Raw genomic sequence first — 14,987 nt, forward strand, 5'->3', positions numbered from 1 at the left:
AGTCAAGTCTGTGTGGGCGGGGAGGGCGGTCTTGCTGTTCCCTACACCGTATCACGGCGTTCTCGCCGTCAAGGGCTGCACGCCTTTGGCGCTTGCGGCCGAGGCCGTCTTCGACCCTGTGACGGCTTGCGCTGCGCCGTTCTGGGGCCGGTTCCAGGCAATTCCGCCTGAGCAACCGGAGCACGATCATGTCGCAACTTTCTCTGTCTCTCGATTCTTCGCTGCTGGTGCGTGACGCACAGGGGCGTTACCTGTTGGCGTCGGCGGACCAGATTCTGGCGGCGGCACGCCAGGTCATCGACCAGAAGAACCCGCGCGGGACGCTGTTCACTTCGCCGACGCTGGTCAAGGACTACCTGCGCACCAAGCTGGCCAGCTTCGGGCACGAGGTCTTCGCGGGGCTGTTCCTCGACAGCCAGCATCGGCTGATCGAGTACGTGGAACTGTTCCGCGGCACCATCGACCAGGCATCGGTGTATCCGCGCGAGGTGGTGAAGGAGGCTCTGCGGCTCAACGCGGCAGCGGTGGTCTTTTCGCACAACCATCCGAGCGGGAGTCCCGAGCCGAGCCAGGCCGACAGGGTTCTGACCCAGCGTCTCAAGGAGGCCCTGGCGCTGGTGGACGTGCGCACGCTGGATCACATCGTCGTGGGTGGTGCAGTCACCACTTCATTCGCCGAATGTGGCCTGCTCTGACCACGGGGGCTTCGGCCCCCTTTTTTTGCTGCGCCCAGCGATGCAACTCCGGCCCTCGCGGGCCTGCGCGTGCTGCGCACTTGCCGAAGGCAGGTCTGCGTGGGTGGTGGGGTGGGGCGGTCTTGCTGTTCCCTTCATCGTGCCACGGCGTTCTCGCCGTCAAGGGCTGCGCGTGCAAGCACGCTGGCGGCCTCCGGCCGTCTTCGACCCCTGACCGCTTGCGCTGCGCCGTGCCCCGGAGGTGACGGGCAATTCCGCCCGGCAATCTTCAGGAGTTCACCATGAACAACGCACTCATCACCGACGCGCAGCGCGCGATGCTGCTGGCCAACGGCCGCGACTCTTTGGACAACCCGGACTTCGATCCGGCGCCCGTGGTCAAGCTCTTCACGCCGGACGCTGGCGCGACCTGGCTGCTGACCGAGATTGATCCCGACGACCACGATCACGCCTTCGGCTTGTGCGACCTGGGCTTGGGGATGCCGGAAATCGGCTGGGTCAGCCTGGGCGAGTTGGCGACTGTGCGCGGTGGGCTGGGCTTGCCGATCGAGCGTGACCTGGCGTTCCGCGCCGAGAAGCGGTTGAGCGCCTATGCGCGCGATGCGCGCCTGGCTGGGCGGGTCGTCGTTTGACTCGGCCCTTGGAGCGCCGCAAGGCGCTCCTTGCACTTTCTCAACCATCACAGGAGATCAATGCCATGGGCAGCCTTCACGACTACATCATCGAAATCACGGCGCAGCACGATGCGCTCAAACCGTTCGCACCGGAGAACGGCCAGCCCTTGCGCTTCAGGATCGGCGACGCGGTGATTTACACGAACGATGCCGGCTTGCAGTTCCGGCGCCGCGTTACCGGGTTCTACCGACCTGCCGAACCTTCGGGGCTGTACGCGCGCGGCGCGCGCTATCTGCTGAACTCGTCCTCGCCGTGGATGCCGATTTCGGAATCCAGCCTGCGCCCTGACGACTCGGCCTGAAGCCTTCGCGCCCCTGACGGGGCGCTGCGCGCTTCGCTTGCCTCCAGGGGAAAGCCCTGCGGCCTATCCCCGCCGCGCGGTACTTGGCGCCCCTCGAAGACCGCCGAACCGGCTGCGCCGGATCGGCCAGGAACCAATCGCAGTTCCAACAGCAGAGGCCGCTCCTTGATGCTTTGTGCATGAGGGCCGTCCTGGGCGTTGTGTTCATCGGGCATCGAAGTCATGGCGTCCCCGGCCAATGCGACACGGCCGGTCGCGCTGTCGTGCTGTGCATCGAGTCACCTGCGGCGTCTCGCCCCCGTCGGGCTTCCATCGTTCCCTCGCTCCGCTCGGCTGACGCCTCCGGCCCAGCTTCCAGCTTCGGGCCTGCGCGCTTCGCTTGCCGTGCAGTCGGCACATCAAGGCGGCCGTTGCCTGTCCAGCCATCTTCCCTGACTCCATCACCTTGCTCGCGACTGTAGCCCGCGGCCATGTGCCGTCAAGGCGCGCAGGGCCGTGTCCTCGGCTGCGCCTGTGGGCCGCACCAACCCCGCGCTTGTTTCCTTGACGGCCCCCGTCCGCGCGCTCCTGACCGTCGCGGGCGATGAACTCAGGAAAGACGGTGGCAACGAGGCCAACCGGGTTCTTCGTGCCGACCGCACCGAACAGCCGAAAGGCTGGGCTCCGAATCTTGGAATCCGGTGTGCGGTGTGAACAGCAACCCCTTTTTTGTCAGGAGAAAGATCATGCAACTCGCATCCCGTTTCGCTTCCCGTTCCCCGTCGCTGCGCAGCGACTCCCCGCTGTCCGATGACCAAATCCGCCGCGTGGCCCCGTCCATCTTCGCGGACGCCCCACATGAGAGCCGTTCCGAGCGGTACAGCTACATCCCCACCGCCGCCGTGCTGACCGAACTGCGCAAAGAAGGCTTCCAGCCTTTCATGGTGACGCAGACCCGCGTGCGCGATGAAGGCAAGCGCGAGCACACAAAGCACATGCTCCGCCTGCGCCACGCCAGCCAGATCAACGGCGCGGAAGCCAATGAAATTGTCCTCCTGAATTCCCATGACGGGACGAGCAGCTATCAGATGCTGGCCGGGATGTTTCGTTTCGTTTGCAGTAATGGCCTTGTCTGCGGCGACACCGTGGCGGACGTGCGCGTGCCCCACAAAGGCAACGTGGCCGGGCACGTCATCGAAGGCGCTTATCAAGTGTTGGGCGGCTTCGAGCAGGTGAAGGAATCGCGCGACCTGATGCGCGGCATCACGCTAGACGATGGCGAATCCGAAGTGTTCGCCCGTGCCGCGCTGTCCCTCAAGTACGACGACCCGGACAAGCCCGCACCCATCACCGAATCGCAAATCCTGATGCCGCGCCGGTTCGACGACCGCCGCCCCGACCTGTGGAGCGTGTTCAACCGCACGCAGGAGAACTTGACCAAGGGCGGATTGCATGGCCGCGCCGCGAATGGCCGCAGGCAGAGCACACGCCCGGTGCAGGGCATTGACCAAAACATCCGCCTGAACCGCGCGCTGTGGCTGCTGGCCGACGGCATGCGCGCCCTCAAGGCCTGAATCGTCCCCCGCCGGAGGGGCGGTTTCCCCTCCATTCCTTGTTTCATTCGATTGGAGATACACCATGAACGCCGCTACCCAAACCGAAGCCCGCGCCATCAACACCGCCGCCGCTATTCCGCTGGAAGCCGCCGACCCGAGCAAGAACCTGATTCTGGTTCCCCTGTCGCGGCTGGTGCTGCGCCCCACGGGGCGCAACGTGCGCAAGACCCCGCGCATGTCCATCCCCGAACTGACCGCGTCCATTCAGCGCGTGGGCTTGCTGCAAAACCTGATCGTAATCGCCGCCGCCGATGGCGAGCATTACGAAGTCGTGGCAGGTGGCCGTCGCTTCGCAGCCCTCAAGCTACTGGCAAAGAAGCACCGCATCGCCAAAGATTGGGAGGTGCCTTGCCTGCTGGTAGCCGATGGCACCGCCCGTACCGCCAGCCTCACCGAGAACGTGCAGCGCGAAGCCATGCACGCGGCAGACCAGTTCGAGGCGTTCGCCGCGCTGGTGGCCGAAGGTCGGCCCATCGAGGACATTGCGGCGGATTTCAGCGTGACGCCGCTGGTGGTGCAGCGCCGCTTGAAGCTGGCGAACGTCTCGCCGCGCCTGATGGCCGACTATCGCGCCGATGCCGTCACACTCGATCAATTGATGGCCCTTGCCATCACCGACGACCACGCCGCGCAGGAAAGCGCGTTCTACGATGCGCCGACTTGGCAGCGGCACCCGTCCAACTTGCGCGAACGCCTCACCGAGCGCGAGATTGACGCGAACCGGCACCCGCTGGTGCGATTCGTGGGACTGGATACCTACGAAGCCGCAGGCGGTGGCGTGCGCCGTGACCTGTTCGCGGAAGGTGACGCGGGCGTGTATCTGATCGATTCCGCGCTGCTGGACAAGCTGGCACAAGACCGGCTGGCGGGCATTGCCGCCGAGGTGAAGGCCGAGGGCTGGGCCTGGGTGGATGCCACGCCGGGCGTGACCCATGCCGACCTGCACGTCTTCCAGCGCGCACCGAGGGAACGGCGCGAGCCGTCCAAGCGCGAGGCGCAGCGCATCGAGCGGCTGCAGGAGAAGATGCGGGCCATCGGTGAAGCCGTGGATGCGGCGATGGATGCCGACGACGAGGATAAGGCCGACGCCTTGCAGGAGGAAGGCGAAGCCCTGGGCGAGCAGTTGCAGGCGCTGGAAGATAGTTTGCAAGGCTACGGCTCGAACGTGAAGGTTGCAGCCGGTGCCATCGTCACCATCGACCGTAATGGCGAGGCCGTCATTCATCGCGGCCTGATGCGCGAGGCTGAGGCCAAGGCATTGCGCACGCTGGAACGGCTGCGGCAAGGTTCCGGCGGCGAGGATGCCGATAACGATGACGAAGGCGAGGACGGAGACGACGACAGTCAGCCCAAGACCGCAGCCATGTCCGACCGGCTGGCGCAACGGTTGAGCGCCCATCGCACCGCCGCGCTGCAAATCGAAGTGGCCCGGCATCCGCAAGCGGCGCTGGCTGCCGTGGTGCATGGCATGGTGCAGACTGTCTTGCAGGGGAGCCATTACGGCCACAATCTGCCGCTGGGCGTGCGCCTCACGGTGCAAGACCGACTGGAAGGCATGGCCCCGGACTGGCCGCAATCGCTTGCCGCCGTGGCGCTGCGCGAACTGCAACAGGTGGCCGGTGAAGGCTTGCCGGAGGACAGCGCCGAACTGTTCGCCGTGCTGCTGGCGAAGCCGCAAGACGAGCTGGTACGCCTGCTGGCGGTATGCGTTGCCGCAACGGTGGACGTGGTGACGCCCCGCGCCACGACGCACCAACGCGGCGAGGAACTGGCGCAGGCCGTGGGCCTCGATATGGCCGCATGGTGGAAGCCAACCGCAGAAGGCTACTTCAAGCACGTTTCCAAGGCCGTGATTCTGGATGCCGTGGGCGAGTACGCGCCCGAGCAGGTCAACCGGCTGGCGAAGCTCAAGAAGGCCGACATTGCCAGCGAAGCCGAACGGCTGGCGGATGGCACGGGGTGGATGCCCGCCATCTTCAAGGTCGCAGGTCCGCAGCAGGCAACGCAGCAAGGCGCGCAGGAAGAAGGCCCGGAGCAGGACGCCCCGGAGGATGCAGAAGCAATGGCGGATGAACCCGCCGAGGCGCTGGCCGCTTGACCCGCGCCGAAGGGAAGCGCCCCGGCCCCGACCGAGGCGCTTCGCTAGAAGGAGAACCGCCACCCACACCACCACCAGCCGCCCGCGCATGGCGGCGATCTACGCCCCCGGCACGGTACGCGCCCGCCGCTGGCACGGCGAAGGCGACGTGTGCGGCTATCGTCCGCCCTCGGGCTGGACGGCATACGCCGACCTCACCGACATTCACCCCGTCACGGGCTGCGCCTTGGCGCGGGCCGTGTGGTGGATCATCGAGACGAAGGAATAGCCGCGATCAGCACCGCGCCCAGGCCGCTCCGTCCTGGGCGCGGTGGGCGCAAAAATCCGGGCGCGGCAGTGGCCGCGCCCGGTGTTCAAGGCCAACAGCCGAACGAGAACGCCGCTGCCTACGCTTATGCGCAGGCGGCGTTGGCGTATCACTTGAGATGCCTCGTTGCGTCCATCACACCTTGATCGGGCCAAACATCCCTGTGTAGATCAGCGTCTCCCAGACCTTTTTGATGCCTTGTCCAGTTTCCTGGCTTACGAACAGCGATGACCGGGCACCGTGAGGCGCACCCAGGAAATACGAGCGCATCGACTCCCAGGTCTCGGCGACTTGCGACCACGTCCAGCAGGGGACTTCCTTCTCCAGAAGCAGGGGGACAGCGACAGACAGCGGAATCATGTGGTCTGGGAAAAGTTCTTCCCAATGACACTTGACCAGAATGGGCGTCGTCTGCGGGTTGTAGAACTGCACATCCAGCTTTTCCGCCGTGATGTAGGCCGCGTGGTGGCGGGGAAGTGCCAGAACGGAATCTAAAACCTCTTGGCCATCACCATACGGGCAGGTGATGAATCCGTTGACGAAGAACCTCGTGTGATCCAGCCCCTTGTAGCCGCAACGATCGCTGGGGACGGTGACGGGATGGCGGCTATCGTGATTGCGCACCAGCGGATGCCACGAAGGGTATCGGTCAACGACTGGCCCCAGCCCGTCAGCTATGTCCTCTAGCGCCCTCCTGCTTCGCGCCCGCTGGGCCTCATCGGCGTCCCGGGGACGGGGGACAAGGTACTTCTCCACTTCCTCGTACCCGGCGCGTGCTGCTTCATCTGCTCGGAAGGTCATGATTCACCTCAGTTGGCTATGTTGTGCATGATGGTCGATATTTTTGCATGAAAATGATGTTTTGTGCGCCAAATATATTTGTTGCGCATATGGCAGAATGATGCTGCGACGCTCCTGGGCGTGTCGGTGCCTTGCACCGCCGGGCTTTGCGGGCTGCGCCCCGTGCCGTCTTTGTCGTCACGGCCATTCGGCTCCAATCCCTCACGCCTTCGCGCCTGCGGCGCTGCGCGCTCTACTTGCCTCCAGGGGAAAGCCCTGCGGGCTATCCCCGCCGCGCACAGCTTGGCGCCCCTCGATGCGGCCGAACCGGCTGCGCTGGATCGGCCCGACCAGCGCCCCGCGGCGAGGGGACGGGGTGCTGGTGAACACGCTGGCGCTTTCTCCGGCAGGTTGTGCGGATGCGTACCGTCCTCGACGCTGGCGGTTCCTGCCCATCACGTCACGAAGGACGGTTCACGGACAACCCGCCCGGCATCGCTATGGAGCTTCCACGCCACGCCTCAAAACCGGCGCCGCAAGGTGCGGCAGGGGCGTTCTCGCTTGTCGTTGGGGGAATGACCTGGCCCGCGTCAATGTGCGAGCCGGAGAAGCATTCGTGCGGGGATGTCGAGCCGGCCCTATCTCCTTTCGGAGCGGTTCGGCCCAAAGCATCCTTGTCTCGTTGTGAATCCTGGCGGTGGCGCGGCTGCGCCTCGGGCTTCATGGCTGCAACCGTCCGGCGAAAACAATTTCCCCTCTGCTGCGCAGATTCCTCGCGGGACAAATTCTTTTCGCCTCCCGGCCCTCCACAGCGTTGCGGCCGCAAGCGGTGCAGCCCGCCCGTCCCCCGCCGGCCGGATCACAACAAGGACGCGATGGGCGCGAACCTTGTTCAACCGAAAGGAGATCCATCATGGCCAACATCGGCACCTTCACCACCGACAAAGACGGCTTCACCGGCACGCTTCGCACCCTGACGCTCAACGTCAAGGTCAAGCTGGTGCCCAACGACAAGGGGGACAACGAGAAGGCCCCGGACTTCCGCCTGCAGGCCGCCGGCCACGACATCGGCGCGGCGTGGAAGAAGACCAGCGAGGCCGGGCGGGAGTACATCTCCGTGACCCTCGACGATCCTTCGTTCCCGGCCACGGTCTATGCCCGCCTGATCGAAGGCGAGGGCGGCACGCACGATCTGATCTGGTCGCGCAGCAAGCCCCAGGCGGCGTGACCGCCGCAGCGTCCCGCCCACGCGGCGGGGCGCTGTGCTGCTGATGCAGTACCTGCCCAGACAGCACCCATGAGCAGCAGGTTCGCCCCGAACTCCTATTGGAGATTACACGCCGTTCCTGGCGGATTTAATATCGAGAAGATTGATCTGGTCAATCTTGTCTTCGTGAATCACGATGGTCAGCTTCGCGGGGTACTTGAATCGCATTTCGCTGATTCTGAACGTCCACAGCATTATCTTCAGGAGATCCTCGTCGGAGATGTTTTTGTGTCCCTTGATCCGCGTTATTCCCGAACCGAAGATCGTGGTAGATACGCTTTGCTGGGCGTAGATGTTGTTTACCTTGTCCCAGAAATTGATGAGAAACTCAAGGTACTCCGGCATTGTCAGCAGCGCCTTGTTGTTCTCGTCGAACTTGGAGAACGCGGTCAGGAGGTAGTCTTTGTATAGGCAGATTGTGCCAATCTGATACCTTTTCTTCTTCCCCTGTTTCCTGGCCTCGTTTTCATCCAGGACTTCGCTGTTATCAAAAGCGTATTCCTCGATGTGACGGTCTAGCTCGGAGAGCGGGACGCCGAGATGCTTCTGGATGAAAACGCCGTTGAGGGAAGTCTCCCCAATTATCTTGTTGTCCACCTGCGTATCGAAATATTCATTGAAGGCGATTGCCTTCAATCCAGGCTGCTGGAAAATATCGCCAGTCTTGATCGCGACATCGCTGCCCTCGACATTGATGTCGATACTGTTTAGGTTGTTCGACCAGAGCCATATCGCCAAGTAGGTGAGTGCCAGTATTGCCAAGAAAGCCAATCCAGCCTTCAGTTTCCACTCGGCAGGGACGTCAACAAAAATAACCACGAATGACAGCGTACCGCTGACGACAGCGGTGACCTCAAGGAATTTCTTGATGACCCGCTTGTCAAAAAAGTTGACCTTCACCATGACGTGGGCCGTTTGCTCCGACGTGCCAAATGATTATGGGTTGTACCTATAGATATCTGGGGTCTTCTTACTCCCAACCATGAATCCACCATCCTGCAAGGCACTCTTAATGAGCGCCTTGTCCATCGGAACATGAAGCGTAGGAACTTTGCTCATCGAATCCCGGAGCACCGGAAGATTTTCCCACAGGTTCTTGACAGCCTGCTTCAATGATCCACCGATAAGCAGGCTTTCCTTGGTGGAATATTCAGGGTAGACGACGATGACGGGTAGCCCCTGGTCGTTGATCCCGTAGTCGATTTCTTCTCGGAGGGCACGGGAGTTGGTCGTGATCGAACTCAATATGAGGATGATGTTCTTCGAGTTCCGAAGGCGTTCCCTAAGTCTCGGTTTCAGGGTGTATTCCCAATCGCTGCCATCACGGACACTGTATGTTTTATCGTGCGAATCGACGAAGGGGAACGTCGCATCAGCGCCTTTCCACATCCGCAGGACATTATAATACTGAAAATCTTTTGTCGCATTGGCGCCCAGCGAGCTGGGATTGAATGGCTCTGCAACATAAAAGGCGGTGTAGTTTCCATTTCTATATGCCATTGCGCTTCTCAATCTCCATCTGAATTCAATACCGCCTCAAGTTCACGGCGCACCTGCGCCAACAACTCCTCGGCCTTGCTCGTGCTGTCCCCGGCATAGGCCAGCGTCAGCAGCGTGAGCGGATGCACTTCCATGACCTTGCACAGCTCGGCCAGCTTGTTCAAGGTCGGGCTTTTAAGGTCGCGCTCAAGGGTGCTCATGTAGGTGCGGCTCGACACGTCCGAAAACGCTTCTTGGCTCAAGCCCCGCGCTTTTCTGACCGTCTTCAACGCCTTCGCCAATGAGTACCGAGCCGCCACCTATGGTTTCCCTTCGAAAACCAAGATGACAGCTTATTGCGCTCTATAGAGCTACAATCTATAGTGTTCATCTTATGTTATTTTCCGGTTTCGTGACTTTACGGAAATCCGCATCGGCGGGTTCCAGCAAAGCCACGCAAGCGCATCCGTGCTTGAGCACGAAGGCGCAAATCCGGTTTCGCGGTTCTGCGCTTCGGCGTGAAACCGCATCCGTGCATCATTGGACTTGTGGGATTTCCGACCATGCCCCAGCCACTTGCCACCGACTCGGAGCGTGCGCAACTGCTCGCCAACGGCAAGGCCCGCGCCGCTGGCGAAACCATCGACCCGGTGCCTGTGGTTCGACTGTTCACGCCGGACGCGCATATAACCTGGCTATTGGCCGCGCTCGATCCCGCCGATGGCGACACCGCCTGGGGTCTCATCGACCTGGGGATCGGGATGCCGGCGCAAGGCACCGTCAAGCTGTCCGAGCTGGCCTGTATCGTCGGGCCGCGCAAGCAGCCGGTGATGCGCGATCTCTATTTCCAGCCCACGCGCACGCTGGCGGAATACACCCGACTGGCCGAGCATGACGGAGCTATCCCGGACTGAATACGGCCGGCGGGACGCCGCCTACTGTGACTTTTTCAGTCTGACGTCATGCCGGGACGGTCTCAATCGGCATTGTTGCGGCATACCCCAGTCAGTCTGATCCAAATAGTCATGATCTCCTGCGCCTGCTGCGCCAGGCTGGCCTGTACGGCGTCCCACGATCGGGGCGCTGCCGCCGCAGCATTGAGACGGAAACCGCAGCGCTTCGGAGCCGATCGGTCTTGCCAACGCCTATCCAACTTTTTCACCCATGACGTTCGGACGATGGCGATGTAGCACGTAGTCCTGACGCGGCGGCGATTCCTGTTCACAGGAGGAGGCGTCATGGTCGATCCTCATCACGTCGCGCATTGGTATCCGACTGCGGCCTACCTGTACGTCTTGTGGCTGGACGCGCTCGCGCTGGCTTGGGAGTACCTGCGCCGTCATCCCGATTACCGCCTTGACTGGCTGCGCCACCATCGCCGACCGGAAAGCACACAGCAAGCGGCGCATCGCTGGGGCCTGCGCCTGCTGGAAAATCCGGCGCTGGACGCGCGTGACGCGCATCCAGCCTGGTTGCCCGGCCATGCCGCTGTGGTGCAGCTCTATCCCGATGCCGATCCGCCACTCGATGCCACGGTTTTCGCGTTCTGGCGCATTCCCGGCCACAAGCAACTGCTCCACGACGGCAAAGGGCTGGCGCTGATCGCTCGCAGCCCAGGCCATTGCTTGCGCTTCGCGCTGGCGCCCGGCCTGGAAGACGGCATGGCCGTCGCCTATGCCCATCGCGGCGGTGCTGTTGCGCCTGCGCGCAGTCATTCGCTGGGCACGGCCCTATTCATCGTCAATTCCCGGCCAACGCCCGCCGCATTGCTGGAGCTGCACACCTTGCAGGCGCTCGACGCAACCCTTGCGGGCGCGTCCTTGCGCGAGGTTGGCGAAGGCTTATTCGGTGCGGATGCTGTGGCCGATTGGTACGCCGACGGAGGCCTGCGCTCCAAGGTGCGCCGCCTGGTGCGGCGCGGCGATGCGTTGATGCGCAACGGCTATCGCTGCCTAGCACAGCTTCCGCCGCTTGAGAAGGGCCGTTTCGAAGGCAACGCAAAACGACCCTGAGCAGAAGGGCCGCGTCTTCTGAGACTGCCTCCATCCGGTTGCGCTGTGTGGCCGGGCGTTTTCAACCGATGGAGGTTCACACCATGCGTCCCGCTCCCTTGCGGCCCTCTGCAACAGTTTCGGCCACTGCCTCGACCGCTGCCCCGCAGCCCCAACGCTATCTCACCAACGACGAAGCCGCCGAGTACCTGCGCCTATCGCCGCGCACGCTGGAAAAGCAGCGCGTGATCGGCGGCGGCCCGCGCTTTCGCAAGTTCGGCCGGCGCGTCATGTACGCCGTGGCCGACCTCGACACCTGGGCCGCCGACCGCAGTTTCGAGACGACCTCCGATCCCGAATACGCCGAGCACCACTCGGCCGACAGCCGTGCGCGCTGATCGACGGCGCGCGGCAGGCCATCGCCATGTCCAGCACCGCGCTGCCCATGCGGCAGCGGCCGACGCAAGAGCGCGAACAGCTCGACCTGTTCCGCGCCTTGCCCGGCGACATGGCGCCGCGCGACAGCCAAGACCTGATGGCCTATCCGTTCTTCTCGCTCGGCAAATCCAAGCGGGTCAAGCCCATCGACTTCCGCGCGGGCAACGTCACGATCCGCGTGGAAGGCACGCAGGAGCACGGCATCGCCACAATCTGGGATGCGGACGTGCTGATCTGGGCTGCCTCGCAGATCGTGGAGGCGAAGGACGCGGGCCTGCGGCCGTCGCGGCTGATGCGCGCCACGCCCTACGAGATCCTGCGCTTCATCGGGCGCGGCAAGTCGCTGCGCGACTACCAGCGCCTCAAGGCCGCGCTCGACCGGCTGCAATCGACCACGGTGGCCACGTCGATCCGCGAGACGACCGGGCGGCGCCTGCATCGTTTCTCGTGGATCAACGAATGGAAGGAGCTGGCCGATGCCAGCGGCACGCCGCTGGGCATCGAACTGATTCTGCCGGACTGGTTCTATGCGGGCGTGCTCGACGCCGCGCTGGTGTTGACCATCGACCCGGCGTATTTCCGGCTCTCGGGCGGCATCGAGCGATGGCTGTACCGCCTGGTGCGCAAGCACGGCGGCAAACAGGCTTACGGCTGGCAGTTCGACTTTCGCTACCTGCACCAGAAATCGGGCAGTACCGCGAAGCCCTACGACTTCGCCTGCGACCTGCGCGCGCTCGTCGCGCGGCAGTCGCTGCCCGGCTACGTCCTGGGCATCGAGCGGATGCCGGACAACGGCATGGAGCTGCTGACGTTCCGGCCCGTGCCGCCGACGGCACTGGGATAACTCCGGGAAAGCCTGTGGATGGTGTCGTGCTATCAGGCGTGCGGGGTATCGTGCTATCAGGCGTGGGACTATCGTGCTATCAGGCGTGCCGATCGGTCGCAAGCCCGCGCCAGTACTGGGTTTCCTCGCCCTCTAACTTCCCTAACTTCATTTCTCTAACTTTTAGTAGGAAAACGCCGCTGCGGTGGATAACCGCCACGCGGCAACAAACGCAGCAGCCAAAGCCCGGCTTTCCAGCATGGGGGGCCAGGCCATGATCGTCGCGCTACTCAACCAGAAAGGCGGCGTCGGCAAGACGACGCTCGCCACGCACATCGCCGGCGAGCTGGCGATGTGCGGCCAGCACGTCGTCCTGTTGGACGCCGACCCGCAGGGTTCATCGCTGGACTGGACGCAGCGCAGAAGCCAGCAAGGCTTGCCACGGCTGTTCAGCGCCGTGGGCCTCGCACGCGAAACGCTGCACCAAGAGGCGCCAGAACTCGCCAGGCGGGCCGATCACGTCGTCATCGACGGGCCGCCCAGGATTGCCGCCTTGGCGCGCTCCGCGCTGCTGGCGGCCGAGCGCGTGCTGATCCCGGTGCAGCCCAGCCCCTATGACTTGTGGGCCAGCGCCGAGATGGTGGCGCTGATCCGCGAGGCGCAGGTGTTTCGGCCGCTGCTCCGCGCAGCCTTTGTTATCAATCGGCGCGTCAGTACCACCGTGATCGGGCGCGAAGCGCGTCAGACGCTCGCCGACCAGCCGCTCCCCGCGCTGCGCGCGGAAGTACATCAGCGCATCGTGTTCGCCGACAGCGTGGCCGCTGGCCGGCTTGCACGCGAGACGGCGCCGGACAGCGCCGCCGCCCGTGAAATCACCGCGCTGGTCGATGAACTGCTGCGGTGGCCGACATGACAGCGAAGCCACCCATACGCGCAAAGCGCGTCGGCATCGGCGCGCGCCCGCCCGCGAATCCGCACGCCGAGGCGTGGATTCGCCAGGGCGACGCCGATGCACTCAACAAGGGCGACCTCTACACCGCGCGTCTGACCCTCGACATCACGCCCGCCATGCGGGCGCGCATCAAGGTGTCGGCCTTCACGCAAGGCGTGACCGTGGTTGACTTGCTGCGCAGCTTGCTGGAGCGGGAGTTTCCAGAACACCGCAAGGAGAACACGCCATGACCGCATCCGCTTCATCTGCCAACGTGTCCGCCGCTGGCGCGGCCACGGCTGCGCTCGCAGCACCTTCCGGCCAACCTGCCAGCGCGCCGCTGACGCGCGTGGCGCTGGCCTACATCGAACCGCGCTTCAAACTCTACCTGCGCTTTGGCGAACCCGCGCGCACGCACCGGCTCGACCGCTGGCGGCGCAGCGCCGTGTTCCTGCCGAACGCGGTTTTGTGCCGCGTCCGCTGGCAGGCCAACGACTACGGCACCGTGCGCTGGCAGCTCATGGTGATGCAGGCTTGCACGCCGTTCGATGCGGCGCAGCGCATCCCCGGCGTGCAGCCGGGCGCGCGCCTGCTGCTGCACGCCGAGGGTGACAACCAGGTGCGCCCCGTGCTGGAGCGCATCGACGCCATCGAGGCGCTGGGCATTGCGCCTGTCGGCGCCTCGCCCGCGTACTGGCGCACGCTCGCCAACCGCCTCGCCGCGCGCCTGCCGCTGCCCGAATACACCGCCGAGCGGCACGCCGCCTGGCTGATCGGGAGGGCGCTGCCATGACCGCCGTTTCTACTGCCAGCACCGCATCGCGTGCTCGCCCGCGACCCCGCGCACGTTTGCGCACCCGCATCGTGCTGGCGGGCCTGTCCGCCTGCGGCCTCGCTGCGCTGGGTTGGGCGTCCTTCGCGCATCCGCTGCCGCGCCTGATCTACAACCCGTCCGACAGTGTGGCGGTCGGCTGGTATCGCGTCGATTCGCTGGACCACGGTGCCGGCTCGCTGCCACGTCCTTTGTCCGTGGGCAGCATCGTGCTGACCACGCTGCCGCCAGAGGCTGCCGCGCTGGCCGCGCAGCGCGGCTACCTGCCGGCGCGCGTGCCGCTGCTCAAGCGCGTGGGCGCTGTCGCTCCGCAGGAGGTGTGCATCACTGGCCGCATCGTCCGCATCGACGGCCTGCCTTCGGCCACCGTGCTGCCCGCTGACCGTTGGGGCCGGCCGCTGCCATCCTGGCAGCAATGCCGTCTCCTTAATTCCGGCGAACTGTTCCTGCTCAGCGTGACCAACCCGGCATCGTTCGACAGCCGGTATTTCGGGCCGGTCAGCGTATCCGCCGTGATCAGCGTCGCGCATCCGGTCTGGCTGGAGTCTCGCCCATGATGGCCGCCGATTCGCTGCACGTTGCCGTGCATCTCATCGTGCCATCGGGCGTGCCGATCCGGTGGCTTTCCGCATGTCGTCGCGTGTGCAGTGCGAGCGCATCCGCGCTGCACTTCGCGCTGCCTTCCCATGTGCAGGCGTCTTGCCTCGAATGCGCCCGGCCTATGGCCGTCGCCGCGTTCGCCGGCGCGCTGGCTGCTCGCGCAGTAGCGCCGCCG

The 14,987-nt window shown here is 64.3% G+C and carries 19 protein-coding genes; 15 read left to right on the plus strand and 4 right to left on the minus strand.

All coding sequences use genetic code 11. From position 1 onward, the window contains the following. The first annotated feature begins 188 nt into the window (after nucleotides 1-188). The 6 genes from radC to C667_RS01995 all read left to right on the plus strand — a co-directional run bounded on the left by radC (nucleotide 189) and on the right by C667_RS01995 (nucleotide 5,632). Nucleotides 189-695: a RadC family protein gene (gene radC / locus C667_RS01970; RefSeq protein WP_004355961.1), complete on the plus strand. Its 507-nt coding sequence runs from the start codon at nucleotides 189-191 to the stop codon at nucleotides 693-695. Nucleotides 696-976: 281 nt separating this feature from the next. Beyond that, the gene (locus C667_RS01975) at nucleotides 977-1,327 is read left to right on the plus strand and encodes a DUF2958 domain-containing protein (protein ID WP_004355963.1); all 351 of its coding nucleotides are present in this window, start codon (nucleotides 977-979) and stop codon (nucleotides 1,325-1,327) included. 65 nt (nucleotides 1,328-1,392) lie between these two features. Continuing rightward, the gene (locus C667_RS01980) at nucleotides 1,393-1,671 is read left to right on the plus strand and encodes a hypothetical protein (protein WP_004355966.1); all 279 of its coding nucleotides are present in this window, start codon (nucleotides 1,393-1,395) and stop codon (nucleotides 1,669-1,671) included. A 725-nt stretch (nucleotides 1,672-2,396) separates the two neighbouring features. Next, nucleotides 2,397-3,224: a DUF932 domain-containing protein gene (locus C667_RS01985; RefSeq protein ID WP_004355968.1), complete on the plus strand. Its 828-nt coding sequence runs from the start codon at nucleotides 2,397-2,399 to the stop codon at nucleotides 3,222-3,224. A 64-nt stretch (nucleotides 3,225-3,288) separates the two neighbouring features. After that, nucleotides 3,289-5,364, plus strand: a complete 2,076-nt coding sequence (locus C667_RS01990; RefSeq protein ID WP_004355970.1) for a ParB/RepB/Spo0J family partition protein — start codon at nucleotides 3,289-3,291, stop codon at nucleotides 5,362-5,364. Nucleotides 5,365-5,452: 88 nt separating this feature from the next. Further along, on the plus strand, nucleotides 5,453-5,632 hold the full coding sequence (locus C667_RS01995) for a hypothetical protein (RefSeq protein WP_004355972.1): 180 nt from the start codon (nucleotides 5,453-5,455) through the stop codon (nucleotides 5,630-5,632). Nucleotides 5,633-5,806: 174 nt separating this feature from the next. On the opposite strand, the gene C667_RS02000 is transcribed toward C667_RS01995, so the two are convergent. Next, nucleotides 5,807-6,472: a hypothetical protein gene (locus C667_RS02000; protein WP_004355974.1), complete on the minus strand. Its 666-nt coding sequence runs from the start codon at nucleotides 6,470-6,472 to the stop codon at nucleotides 5,807-5,809. Between the two features lie 892 nt (nucleotides 6,473-7,364). On the opposite strand from C667_RS02000, the gene C667_RS02005 reads away from it, so the two are divergent. Further along, nucleotides 7,365-7,679 (plus strand): DUF736 domain-containing protein, encoded by a 315-nt coding sequence (locus C667_RS02005; RefSeq protein WP_004355976.1) that lies wholly within the window; start codon nucleotides 7,365-7,367, stop codon nucleotides 7,677-7,679. Between the two features lie 105 nt (nucleotides 7,680-7,784). Here the strand turns inward: C667_RS02005 and C667_RS02010 are convergent, their stop codons facing one another. Genes C667_RS02010 through C667_RS02015 form a run of 3 tightly spaced genes read right to left on the minus strand, consistent with a single transcriptional unit; the run spans nucleotide 7,785 to nucleotide 9,487 of the window. After that, a complete protein-coding gene (locus C667_RS02010) occupies nucleotides 7,785-8,621 on the minus strand; it encodes a macro domain-containing protein (RefSeq protein ID WP_004355978.1) in 837 nt (278 codons plus the stop codon). A 33-nt stretch (nucleotides 8,622-8,654) separates the two neighbouring features. Then, the gene (locus C667_RS24600) at nucleotides 8,655-9,218 is read right to left on the minus strand and encodes a TIR domain-containing protein (RefSeq protein ID WP_004355979.1); all 564 of its coding nucleotides are present in this window, start codon (nucleotides 9,216-9,218) and stop codon (nucleotides 8,655-8,657) included. Nucleotides 9,219-9,226: 8 nt separating this feature from the next. Continuing rightward, complete coding sequence (locus C667_RS02015) at nucleotides 9,227-9,487, minus strand: helix-turn-helix domain-containing protein (RefSeq protein WP_442478165.1); 261 nt, start codon at nucleotides 9,485-9,487, stop codon at nucleotides 9,227-9,229. Between the two features lie 273 nt (nucleotides 9,488-9,760). Between C667_RS02015 and C667_RS02020 the strand changes: the two genes are divergently transcribed. The 8 genes from C667_RS02020 (at nucleotide 9,761) to C667_RS02055 (ending at nucleotide 14,769) form a co-directional block, all read left to right on the plus strand. Then, the gene (locus tag C667_RS02020) at nucleotides 9,761-10,111 is read left to right on the plus strand and encodes a DUF2958 domain-containing protein (protein ID WP_004355984.1); all 351 of its coding nucleotides are present in this window, start codon (nucleotides 9,761-9,763) and stop codon (nucleotides 10,109-10,111) included. Nucleotides 10,112-10,435: 324 nt separating this feature from the next. Then, on the plus strand, nucleotides 10,436-11,209 hold the full coding sequence (locus C667_RS02025; RefSeq protein ID WP_004355986.1) for a DUF2285 domain-containing protein: 774 nt from the start codon (nucleotides 10,436-10,438) through the stop codon (nucleotides 11,207-11,209). An 83-nt stretch (nucleotides 11,210-11,292) separates the two neighbouring features. Beyond that, nucleotides 11,293-11,586: a helix-turn-helix domain-containing protein gene (locus C667_RS02030; RefSeq protein ID WP_028838244.1), complete on the plus strand. Its 294-nt coding sequence runs from the start codon at nucleotides 11,293-11,295 to the stop codon at nucleotides 11,584-11,586. A gap of 26 nt (nucleotides 11,587-11,612) precedes the next feature. Beyond that, entirely contained in the window at nucleotides 11,613-12,470 is an 858-nt protein-coding gene (locus tag C667_RS02035; protein WP_004355988.1) for a replication initiator protein A, read from the plus strand. A 253-nt stretch (nucleotides 12,471-12,723) separates the two neighbouring features. Continuing rightward, nucleotides 12,724-13,362 (plus strand): ParA family partition ATPase, encoded by a 639-nt coding sequence (parA, locus tag C667_RS02040; protein WP_004355989.1) that lies wholly within the window; start codon nucleotides 12,724-12,726, stop codon nucleotides 13,360-13,362. Then, on the plus strand, nucleotides 13,359-13,631 hold the full coding sequence (locus C667_RS02045; RefSeq protein ID WP_004355990.1) for a hypothetical protein: 273 nt from the start codon (nucleotides 13,359-13,361) through the stop codon (nucleotides 13,629-13,631). The genes parA and C667_RS02045 overlap by 4 nt, the downstream gene beginning before the upstream one ends. After that, nucleotides 13,628-14,173 (plus strand): DUF2840 domain-containing protein, encoded by a 546-nt coding sequence (locus C667_RS02050; protein WP_004355991.1) that lies wholly within the window; start codon nucleotides 13,628-13,630, stop codon nucleotides 14,171-14,173. Before C667_RS02045 ends, C667_RS02050 begins: the two co-directional genes overlap by 4 nt. Then, complete coding sequence (locus C667_RS02055) at nucleotides 14,170-14,769, plus strand: S26 family signal peptidase (RefSeq protein ID WP_004355992.1); 600 nt, start codon at nucleotides 14,170-14,172, stop codon at nucleotides 14,767-14,769. Before C667_RS02050 ends, C667_RS02055 begins: the two co-directional genes overlap by 4 nt. Nucleotides 14,770-14,987: the final 218 nt, after the last annotated feature.

The organism is Thauera phenylacetica B4P (assembly GCF_000310225.1).
In the GTDB taxonomy this organism is placed as follows: Bacteria; Pseudomonadota; Gammaproteobacteria; order Burkholderiales; family Rhodocyclaceae; genus Thauera; species Thauera phenylacetica.

Bases quoted from the DNA above. Each gene is read 5' to 3' on its own strand.
- radC (WP_004355961.1), top strand. From the start codon at position 189: ATGTCGCAACTTTCTCTGTCTCTCGATTCTTCGCTGCTGGTGCGTGAC.
- C667_RS01975 (WP_004355963.1), top strand. From the start codon at position 977: ATGAACAACGCACTCATCACCGACGCGCAGCGCGCGATGCTGCTGGCC.
- C667_RS01980 (WP_004355966.1), top strand. From the start codon at position 1,393: ATGGGCAGCCTTCACGACTACATCATCGAAATCACGGCGCAGCACGAT.
- C667_RS01985 (WP_004355968.1), top strand. From the start codon at position 2,397: ATGCAACTCGCATCCCGTTTCGCTTCCCGTTCCCCGTCGCTGCGCAGC.
- C667_RS01990 (WP_004355970.1), top strand. From the start codon at position 3,289: ATGAACGCCGCTACCCAAACCGAAGCCCGCGCCATCAACACCGCCGCC.
- C667_RS01995 (WP_004355972.1), top strand. From the start codon at position 5,453: ATGGCGGCGATCTACGCCCCCGGCACGGTACGCGCCCGCCGCTGGCAC.
- C667_RS02000 (WP_004355974.1), bottom strand. From the start codon at position 6,472: ATGACCTTCCGAGCAGATGAAGCAGCACGCGCCGGGTACGAGGAAGTG.
- C667_RS02005 (WP_004355976.1), top strand. From the start codon at position 7,365: ATGGCCAACATCGGCACCTTCACCACCGACAAAGACGGCTTCACCGGC.
- C667_RS02010 (WP_004355978.1), bottom strand. From the start codon at position 8,621: ATGGTGAAGGTCAACTTTTTTGACAAGCGGGTCATCAAGAAATTCCTT.
- C667_RS24600 (WP_004355979.1), bottom strand. From the start codon at position 9,218: ATGGCATATAGAAATGGAAACTACACCGCCTTTTATGTTGCAGAGCCA.
- C667_RS02020 (WP_004355984.1), top strand. From the start codon at position 9,761: ATGCCCCAGCCACTTGCCACCGACTCGGAGCGTGCGCAACTGCTCGCC.
- C667_RS02025 (WP_004355986.1), top strand. From the start codon at position 10,436: ATGGTCGATCCTCATCACGTCGCGCATTGGTATCCGACTGCGGCCTAC.
- C667_RS02030 (WP_028838244.1), top strand. From the start codon at position 11,293: ATGCGTCCCGCTCCCTTGCGGCCCTCTGCAACAGTTTCGGCCACTGCC.
- C667_RS02035 (WP_004355988.1), top strand. From the start codon at position 11,613: ATGTCCAGCACCGCGCTGCCCATGCGGCAGCGGCCGACGCAAGAGCGC.
- parA (WP_004355989.1), top strand. From the start codon at position 12,724: ATGATCGTCGCGCTACTCAACCAGAAAGGCGGCGTCGGCAAGACGACG.
- C667_RS02045 (WP_004355990.1), top strand. From the start codon at position 13,359: ATGACAGCGAAGCCACCCATACGCGCAAAGCGCGTCGGCATCGGCGCG.
- C667_RS02050 (WP_004355991.1), top strand. From the start codon at position 13,628: ATGACCGCATCCGCTTCATCTGCCAACGTGTCCGCCGCTGGCGCGGCC.
- C667_RS02055 (WP_004355992.1), top strand. From the start codon at position 14,170: ATGACCGCCGTTTCTACTGCCAGCACCGCATCGCGTGCTCGCCCGCGA.